This is a genomic window from Arthrobacter sp. TJ-263 (genome assembly GCF_058269155.1).
The window spans coordinates 1-6143 of record NZ_JBZCNE010000004.1 but is presented as its reverse complement, the minus strand read 5'-3'; the positions used below and the strand labels follow the sequence as shown (position 1 = coordinate 6143).

The window sequence follows — 6143 nt, the reverse complement described above, 5'->3', positions numbered from 1 at the left end:
GAGTAGGACACCGCCGGACAACCACTCACGAGCAAAGACCCCACCACGGTGGGGTCTTTCCTCGTTAACGGGATCTTCGTCGCTCGAAGTCCTCACCCTCACAGGAGACTCCTACCGCACCCGGCAACGGAGCGGGCTCCTCGCCAGGAGAACCGGGCAGGCAACGGCCCAACCCGAAGGAGTCGATTCCGATCCGTCGGTAAGGGGTCCATCCGGACCCCGCCGTTACATGATGACCATGCTTCCGTTTTCAGGCCACGCGAAGCATGCTGAGGTTACTGGCCAGGGAGGGAAGCGACGTGGAACAGTACGAGAGTGGAGGCGCGCCAGACGCGGTTGATCGGATCAAGGTCTATGCTCGGGGCATCTTTGAGGCAACGGCGGCGGCGTACTCGCTGATGGATCCCGAGTACGTCATCCTCGACGTGAATCCCGCGTTCGTCGATCTCGTGGGGATTTCCGCTACTGATCTCGTTGGGCGCCAGGCATTCGAGGTGTTCACCGAGAACCCGTCACAGGCAGGGCAGGAACCGGCCAGGGTCATGCGCGAATCGCTCGAACGCGTCAAGAAAACCGGGCAGAGGGACAGCCTGCTCCTCCACCGTTTCGACATCCCTGACCCTGCCCGCCCCGGCGCGTTCCTGGAGCGGTACTGGAGCCCGGTCAATAGCCCCGTCCTGAACGACGAGGGTCACGTGGTCGCTCTTCTGCAGGAGGTGCACGACGTCACCGAGCACCGCGAGGATCTCGTCCGTCTTCTGGCCTACCTCAGCGCTGACCCGGACGCGTCCGACGTCGACCGGAAACAGCGCTTCACCGAGTACTCGGCGGCGACCATGGTGACGTCCGGTCTCTATCGCTCCGCGCGCAAGGAGGTGGAGCAACTGCAGGAAGCCATGAGCTCTCGGGCCGGCATCGAGCAGGCCAAGGGCATTCTCATGGCCCAGCACCACTGCACCAGCGCAGAGGCTTTCCTCCGGCTGCAGAAGATGTCCAACGACACCCACGTCAGGCTGAAGGACGTCGCAGCCGCCATCCTCTACCAGGTGACAGCATCGCGCCACGGCGGATAACCACCACGCATCTCCCGCAGCGTGTCCTCGGACGGACCCGGCTCCCGTGCAGGCATGCGCACCAACTCATGCAAGTACCCATCAGCATCCCACCCGCTATCGATCCCGCGAGGACCGTTGATGGGCTCATCCGATATCCCGCCGTCGACGCGCCGATCCCGGTCGCCCCGACGACACCGTCGATTACGACGAGCCCGTTGACCACCCACCACAGGTCACGCCCACCGGGCAGGTGGGTTCGGAAGCAGGAAGGGGATGCACCCCTCTGCGGGCGCATCCCCTTCCAGTCGTTCGGCGCCTCAGTCAGGCGCGGGTCGGCGAGTCAGCTCTTCTTGAAGGCATCCTTGATCTTCTCGCCGGCCTGCTTGAGATCACCCTTGGCCTGATCGCTCCGGCCCTCCGCCTTCAGGCTCTCGTCGCCGGTCGCGTTGCCGGCAGCTTCCTTGCCCTGGCCGCCGAGCTTCTGCGCGGCGTTTCCGATCTTGTCATCGAGTCCCATGATGCTCTCCTTGCGGTGGATGTCAGTGGTCGTGCGATCGGCGTCGTTGCCGATGGGCTCAGTCTAGGCATCCTCACTGCAGCCCGAAGGAGCAGACACCCGGCCAGGGGCGGGAGGCGCGGATCGTCGTGTCCCGCCACGGCGGAGACCCGCGTCGATGGCCGCGTTGTGCTGTCGGCGTAGGCCGGATGGGCATCCTCGGCCGGGAGAATAGGTGGCTGTTCGTTAGACTGGAGGGCATTATGGATGACCCCCCGACGCATAGACCCGTGCCCCTCACCTGCCTGAACACCGCTGTGTCGGCCGATCGAGGATGGGGGGCGGCACCGTGTACGAGTTAGTCATGATCGGCGTCGGCCTGGTTCTCACCGTCGGCACCGGCATGTTCGTGGCATCAGAGTTCGCGCTCGTGAACCTCGACCGCAGCGAACTCGAAGCCCGCGACGCGCGCGGCGAGAAGGGCTTGAAGCCCACCATCAAGGCCCTGAAGATCACGTCGACGCATCTTTCGAGTGCTCAGCTCGGGATCACCCTGACGACCCTGCTCACGGGCTACACGTTCGAGCCGGCCATCAGTTCCCTGCTGCGCGAACCCCTGCTCGGTGCCGGGATCCCGGAGGGACTCGTGCCCGGGATCGGAGCCGTCGTGGGCATCTTCCTCGCCACCGTGTTCTCCATGGTGATCGGCGAACTGGTCCCCAAGAACTTCGCGCTGGCCCTTCCCCGACAGACCGCGAAGTTCGTCGTCCCGTTCCAGGCCCTGTTCACCACCGTCCTGAAACCCGTGATCCTTCTGTTCAACAACACCGCGAACAGGATCATCCGCTCCTTCGGCATCGAGCCCAAGGAGGAACTGTCCGGCGCCCGCAGCGCCGAAGAGCTCAGCTCCCTGGTCCGCCGATCAGCCCTCGAGGGCTCCCTGGATCAGGACCACGCGGAACTGCTGCACCGCACCCTGCTGTTCTCGGACCATACGGCCGACGACGTCATGACCCCCCGCGTACGGATGACCTCCGTGCGGACCACCGACACCGCCGCGGAGATCGTCGCCACGGCCGTGACCACCGGGTACTCACGGTTCCCCGTCATCGGTGAGGACAACGACGACATCCGCGGCGTCATCCACCTCAAGCAGGCCTTCGCCGTGCCCCTGGACGCACGAACCATCACCACGGCCGGGAAGCTCATGGTCGAACCTCTCCGCGTGCCCGAGTCCATGAGCGTCGACAGCCTCCTGGGCCTGCTGCGCCAGCAGGGACTGCAGGTCGCGATCGTCACCGACGAACACGGCGGCACCGCCGGCATCGTCACCCTCGAGGACCTCATCGAGGAAATCGTCGGGGAACTCGAGGACGAACACGACCGCACCCGCGTGGGGGTCGTGCGCACCGGCAAATCGATCACGTTCGACGCGTCGTTGCGCCCCGACGAACTCAGGGAACGCACCGGCATCGACGTGCCCGAAGGCGAGGACTACGACACCCTCGCCGGATACATGACCGACGAACTCGACCGCATCCCCGAGCTCGGCGACGAAGTGGCCCTCAGCGACGGTGTCCTGCGCGTCGAACGGGTCCTCGGCGTCCATGTGGAGCGCATCCGCTTCACTCCGACGGATCCCTCTGATTATCCGCAGGACGCACAGAGCCGCCATGACCGCACCATCGACGAGCTGACGAAGGACCTGTCCCATGAGTGAGTACCTGCCCGGACTGATCTGGCTGGTCGTGCTTCTGGCCGTCAACGCGTTCTTCGTAGGGGCCGAATTCGCGGTCATCTCCGCACGCCGCTCCCAGATCGAGCCGCGCGCCGAGGAAGGCAGCAAGGCCGCGAAGACCACGCTCTGGGCGATGGAACACGCCACCCTGATGCTGGCCACCAGTCAGCTCGGCATCACCGTCTGCTCCTTGGTCATCCTCAACGTCTCCGAACCGGCGATCCATCACCTGCTCGAATACCCGCTGGCCCTGACCCCGATCCCACCCGAAGCGATCGGCGTGATCGCGTTCGTCATCGCCCTGCTGCTGGTCACATTCCTGCACGTGGTGCTCGGCGAAATGGTGCCGAAGAACATCTCGTTCTCCGTACCCACCAAGGCCGCCCTGCTCCTGGCGCCGCCCCTGGTCTTCGTCTCGAAGGTCGTCAGGCCGGTCATCTGGACGCTGAACGGGATCGCCAACGGCATTCTGCGCCTGTTCAAGGTCGAGCCGAAGGACGAGGCAACCAGCGCCTACACCCTCGACGAGGTCGCCACCATCGTCGAGCAGTCCACCAGGGAAGGCGTGCTCGCCGACGGCAGCGGGACCCTGACCAACGCCTTCGAGTTCACCTCGAAGACCGTCGCCGATGTCGAGGTCCCCATCCAGGACATCGTGCATCTCCCGGTGACCGCCAGCCCGGCGGACATCCAGTGCACCGTCGGGGAGCACGGCTACTCCCGGTACATCCTGACGCGCGACGGCGAACCGACCGGATACCTGCATCTCAAGGACGTCACGGACCTCTCCACTCCGGAGTCGTTCAACGCGCCGGTGCCCGCCAAGAGAGTCCGCAGACTCGCGTCCGCCTACCGCAGCAGCGACCTCGAAGACGCCCTGGCGACCATGCGCCGCACCGGCGCGCACATCGCCCGGGTCTTCGACGCCGGAGGAAACACCACCGGCATGCTCTTCCTCGAAGACATCCTCGAAGAACTCGTCGGAGAGGTCCAGGACGCCACCAGCGCCGCACAACGGTGAGCCTGCTGGCGCAGGCTCACGCACACTCAGAAGCCTGCGCCGACACAACCGACCGTCCGAACAACGAGCGGGAGAACAACACCCGGCCCGACGGACGGAGTACGTCGTGGGGCAACCTCACATCCACTCGCGGCGGCGCAAGGGGGGCTCCTCTCCTCCCGGACGTCGCACCAACACCTGATTCACCCCGTTCAGGCCCCGCTCGAATCCGAGTGCGCTCGACGCCATGTACAGCCGCCACACCCGAGCCCGCCCCTCGCTCGTGAGGCGTACCGCTTCGTCCCAGTTCTCCTCGAGGTTGTGCACCCAGGCCCGGAGCGTCAGCCCGTAGTGCCGGCGAAGCGCTTCAACGTCAAGCACTTCCAGCCCGGCCGACTCGAGTGCCTCGATCATGGCAGTGAGGCTGAGCATCTCCCCGTCGGGGAAGACGTAGCGGGGGATGAAGGAGTCCGGATCCGGAGGCATCTCACCTGCGTTCCAGGAAATCGCGTGGTTGAGCAGGCGGCCGCCCGGACGCAGCAGGCCGTAGAGATGGGAGGCGTAGTTGCCGATCTGGTGAGCGCCGACGTGCTCGGCCATGCCGATCGAGCTGATTGCGTCGAATGGACCGTCGTCGACATCGCGGTAGTCCTGAACCCGGATCTCGATGCGATCAGCGAGACCGGCGTCGGACACTCGCTTCTGCCCGAGATCCGCCTGCTCCTTCGACAGGGTGACACCGACGACGTCGACTCCGTAGTTCTGCGCTGCATGCAGTGCAAGACTGCCCCAGCCGCAACCCACATCGAGCACCCGCATGCCGGGCCGAAGGCCGAGTTTGCGGCAGACCAGATCGAGTTTCGCCTCCTGGGATGCGTCCAATCCGACGGTCTCGTCCTCCCAGACAGCGCAGGAATACACCATCGACGGCCCGAGCACGAGCGCGTAGAACTCATTGCCGACGTCGTAGTGATGCGAGATCGCCGCAGCGTCCCGTTCCTTGGAATGCTTCCGTCCCGATCGGGTCACGTTCATCTCCTCGGGGGGCGGCGTCGGCGGAAGTCCCAGGGCGCCAACCCGAACTGCTGTACGGACCAGACGCACACGCTCACCGAACGTCGGTGGGCGGAAGGCCTTCACCTCGGCGAACTTGCCCACGGAGCTGAGGGTCGAGAAGCTCTCGAAGATGTCGCCGGCCCCGTCGATGTCCCCTGCGACATACGCACGGCTGAGCCCGAGCTGATTCGGCGACCACACCATTCGCCGTAAGCCCCTCCGGGAGCGGAATTCGATCACCGGGGCACCGGGTGGGCCTGCTTCCGATCCGTCCCAGGCCCGGAGCCGCATCGGGATCTCGTCGGTGCCCAGAACGATTCCCAAGGCTTCGGCCAACCGTGGTGCCACTCCCATTCTTCTGCCCATGCACCCTGTCTACTACGACTTGTTTATGGGGACCAGAGCACGATCGGCGTGAGGCGCCCCGTGTCCGCCCGCTGTCGTCCGGGGCAGGCTCGAGCGGAGGCCTTCTCCCGAAGGAGGTGGAGACAGCGACCGGGTCCTGAAGCCGGCGCTGCTGCGGGGGCTTCCCGTAGGCGTGGGTGGGTTTGTGATGGGGGCGGGGGTGTTGTACAGTTATCAAGTTGCCCCGGTGAGGGTGACAGACCCCCCAACTGAATGAAGCGGTTCTGGCACGTGTTCCATGTGCAAGATGTCGCTTCCTCCGGTGTCCTCGTACAGCTTCTGCTCGCGGATCGCGGTCCTGGTGTCAGAACCAGCCGGGATAGAGCGGATTTGTGGTTGCGGGGTGGGTGCGGGTAGGCTTGAAAAGTTGCTCCGGAGCGATGACATGATGGT

General features: G+C 65.2%; 5 protein-coding genes. 3 read left to right on the top strand and 2 right to left on the bottom strand.

The window, feature by feature from the left end:
- Nucleotides 1-299: 299 nt before the first annotated feature.
- Nucleotides 300-1073, top strand: a complete 774-nt coding sequence (locus AC4D2F_RS16800; RefSeq protein ID WP_490911629.1) for an ANTAR domain-containing response regulator — start codon at nucleotides 300-302, stop codon at nucleotides 1071-1073.
- A 322-nt stretch (nucleotides 1074-1395) separates the two neighbouring features.
- On the opposite strand, the gene AC4D2F_RS16795 is transcribed toward AC4D2F_RS16800, so the two are convergent.
- Nucleotides 1396-1572 carry a CsbD family protein gene (locus AC4D2F_RS16795; protein ID WP_490911628.1) on the bottom strand — a complete coding sequence of 59 codons (177 nt, stop codon included), beginning with the start codon at nucleotides 1570-1572 and terminating at the stop codon, nucleotides 1396-1398.
- Nucleotides 1573-1900: 328 nt separating this feature from the next.
- Between AC4D2F_RS16795 and AC4D2F_RS16790 the strand changes: the two genes are divergently transcribed.
- Nucleotides 1901-3271: a hemolysin family protein gene (locus AC4D2F_RS16790; protein WP_490911627.1), complete on the top strand. Its 1371-nt coding sequence runs from the start codon at nucleotides 1901-1903 to the stop codon at nucleotides 3269-3271.
- Complete coding sequence (locus tag AC4D2F_RS16785) at nucleotides 3264-4310, top strand: hemolysin family protein (protein WP_490911626.1); 1047 nt, start codon at nucleotides 3264-3266, stop codon at nucleotides 4308-4310. The genes AC4D2F_RS16790 and AC4D2F_RS16785 overlap by 8 nt, the downstream gene beginning before the upstream one ends.
- Before the next feature lie 117 nt (nucleotides 4311-4427).
- Here the strand turns inward: AC4D2F_RS16785 and AC4D2F_RS16780 are convergent, their stop codons facing one another.
- Entirely contained in the window at nucleotides 4428-5711 is a 1284-nt protein-coding gene (locus AC4D2F_RS16780; RefSeq protein WP_490911625.1) for a class I SAM-dependent methyltransferase, read from the bottom strand.
- Between the last annotated feature and the right edge of the window lie 432 nt (nucleotides 5712-6143).

What these genes read in the sequence shown, in the direction of transcription:
- AC4D2F_RS16795 (WP_490911628.1), bottom strand. Translation starts at nt 1,572, where the DNA reads ATGGGACTCGATGACAAGATCGGAAACGCCGCGCAGAAGCTCGGCGGC.
- AC4D2F_RS16785 (WP_490911626.1), top strand. Translation starts at nt 3,264, where the DNA reads ATGAGTGAGTACCTGCCCGGACTGATCTGGCTGGTCGTGCTTCTGGCC.
- AC4D2F_RS16780 (WP_490911625.1), bottom strand. Translation starts at nt 5,711, where the DNA reads ATGGGCAGAAGAATGGGAGTGGCACCACGGTTGGCCGAAGCCTTGGGA.